The sequence below is a fragment of the Megasphaera sp. ASD88 genome (assembly GCF_002287425.1).
Classification (GTDB): Bacteria; Bacillota; Negativicutes; order Veillonellales; family Megasphaeraceae; genus Megasphaera; species Megasphaera stantonii.
Map to the genome: position 1 here is coordinate 1 of NZ_NQXW01000082.1, position 249 is coordinate 249.

General features: G+C 55.0%; 1 rRNA gene. It reads right to left on the bottom strand.

The annotated features are described in order from the left end of the window. Nucleotides 1–62, bottom strand: a 5S ribosomal RNA gene (rrf, locus tag CJ260_RS12625); the annotation flags it as partial. Between the last annotated feature and the right edge of the window lie 187 nt (nucleotides 63–249).

Here is a 249-nt window from a genome sequence, read left to right on the forward strand (position 1 = left end):
GCGGGCTTAACTGCTGTGTTCGGCATGGGAACAGGTGGATCCCCGCAGCTATCGCCACTGAATTTTCCTAAGGGCCCGTGCCCTTACAACTGCATAAAACGAACTTCCTTAACGAGCCTCCGCTCTGTTTACGGTTCCTTCCTCAGAACCTGCTTCCAGATTCCCTCACCCACTCCCTTCGGGAGTAAGCGACTCGCTCCTGTTTGTGCGTCGCTTCTCAGCTCCTTCAAACAGGGCTCCCTGCTTAAG